This is a genomic window from Microbacterium sp. zg.Y909 (assembly GCF_024626565.1).
Genome location: NZ_JANJFJ010000584.1, coordinates 1 through 1,916 on the forward strand (window position 1 = coordinate 1; position 1,916 = coordinate 1,916).

General features: G+C 71.9%; 3 protein-coding genes. All 3 read right to left on the reverse strand.

The window, feature by feature from the left end:
* Nucleotides 1-276: 276 nt before the first annotated feature.
* The gene (locus NQ160_RS23105; RefSeq protein ID WP_257517354.1) at nt 277-645 is read right to left on the reverse strand and encodes a TraR/DksA family transcriptional regulator; all 369 of its coding nucleotides are present in this window, start codon (nt 643-645) and stop codon (nt 277-279) included.
* The gene (locus tag NQ160_RS23110) at nt 642-1,289 is read right to left on the reverse strand and encodes an SDR family oxidoreductase (protein WP_257517355.1); all 648 of its coding nucleotides are present in this window, start codon (nt 1,287-1,289) and stop codon (nt 642-644) included. Before NQ160_RS23110 ends, NQ160_RS23105 begins: the two co-directional genes overlap by 4 nt.
* A 50-nt stretch (nt 1,290-1,339) precedes the next feature.
* The coding region (locus NQ160_RS23115) for an APC family permease (RefSeq protein ID WP_257517356.1) at nt 1,340-1,916 on the reverse strand (577 nt) is incomplete at its 5' end.

The window sequence follows — 1,916 nt, forward strand, 5'->3', positions numbered from 1 at the left end:
GCGGCCAGGAAGTCCTCGGCAGATCCGATGTCGTTGATCGCGACCTGCTTGGTGGCCGGGGCGGTCGTTGCGGTAGTCATGTAGTGGGTTGTCCTTGTTGGGTTGGGGTATCGGGCCTCGAACAGGGTCGCGCACGCCAGGGCGAACGGAACCTCGGTCAGAGGCGAAGCGGATTGTGTGGTGCGATGCCACGTGCAGCCACCGATTCGGCGGCCACACGAATGACACTTCAGGATACCAGAGAACGGCGCTGAACCGCGAGGTTCCCGGGCTCCGTCACTCCTGCGCGGCTGCCGCGCAGACCACGCAGCGGTCTGCGGCCGGCCGGGCCTGCAGCCGCGCCACCGGGATATCCGACCCGCACGTCACGCATACGCCGTACGTGCCCTGCGCCACGCGCTCGCGCGCGGCCTCGAGCTCGGCCCGCTCCGACAGCGCGGCCCGGCGCAGCGCCTGCACCTGCGTCCACTCCCCGCTGAGCGTCGAGCCTTCCGGGTCATGCTCATCGTCGGCGGTGCCGTCCGCGCGGTCGCGGCGCAGCGACGCGTCGTCCTGGTCGAACCGCGCGATGCGCAGATCGACCTCCCGCCGACGGCGCTCGAGCTCGCCGGCCAGCGAGCGCAGCGCCGCGGCGCGGTCGGTCACAGTCCCCGCAGCGCGTCGGCGATCGGCACGTCGCCGTTGCCGAAGCGCACCGTGCGCCCGACTGTGGCCGGTTCGAGGAGGGATGCCGCGATGACCGCGGCGACGTCGGCGCGCGACACCGCGCCGTCGCCTTCGGGATCGACGGAGATGCGGCCCGTGGGCGGGTCCTGGGTGAGGGCGCCTGGGGCGACGATCGTCCAGTCCAGGCCGCTGGCCTGCAAGTGCTCGTCGGCGGCCCACTTCGCGTCGGCGTAGGCGAAGAAGGCGTCGTCGGGAGCGACACCGTGGTCGGCGCGTGAGCCGATCCACGAGACCATCACGAAGCGGGGCACTCCGGCCGCCGCGGCGGCGTCGATCGCACCGATCGCGGCATCGCGGTCGACGGCGTAGGTGCGCTCGGGCGAGCCGCCGCCCGCACCCGCCGCCCACACCACGACGTCGTTGCCGGAGACGAGGTTGGTGAGCTGGTCGCGGTCCAGCGACGTCACGTCGGTCACGACCGCCTGGGCGCCGGTGGCGGTGACGTCGGCTTCGTGGTCGGGATTGCGGATGACCGCGGTCACGGTGTCGCCGCGCTCGGCGAGGAGGGGCTCGAGCTGCAGGGCGACCTTGCCGTGTCCGCCGATGATCAGGGTGCGTGCCATGGGGAACTCCTTGTGGGAAGCGAGCTCTCCACGCTAGCGCGTCACGCCCCTCAGGGGGCCGGAGCGTCCTGCGATTGCGGCGTCGCGTCGGTATCGGCAGCGGGCGCGGCCAACACGCTGTGATGCCTGCTCCACAGCAGGTAGAACGCCAGCACGACCGCCACCCACGCGGCGAACCAGACGTACGTCGTCCACCCGAGGCCGGCGATGAGGTACAGGCAGGCGACGATCGAGAGCACCGGCGTGACGGGGTACCCGGGCACCCGGAACGCGCGCGGCAGGTCGGGCCGGGTGCGACGCAGCACCATGACGCCGACCGAGACCACGATGAAGGCGACCAGAGTCCCCATCGAGACCAGGTCCCACAGGCTCGTGAGCGGCACGAGACCGGCGAGCACCGCCACTGCGGCCGACACCACGACCGTGGAGAAGACGGGTGTGCGCGTGCGCGGGTCCACCCGCGCGAACGCCTTCGGGATGAGCCCGTCGCGGCCGATCGAGTAGAGGATGCGGGTCTGGCCGAAGAGGATCACCAGCGTGACGGAGAAGATCGACACGACGGCGCCGGCCGCCAGCAGCGTCGCCGGCCACGATGCGCCCAGCACGTCGGCGAGGATGACCGCCAGC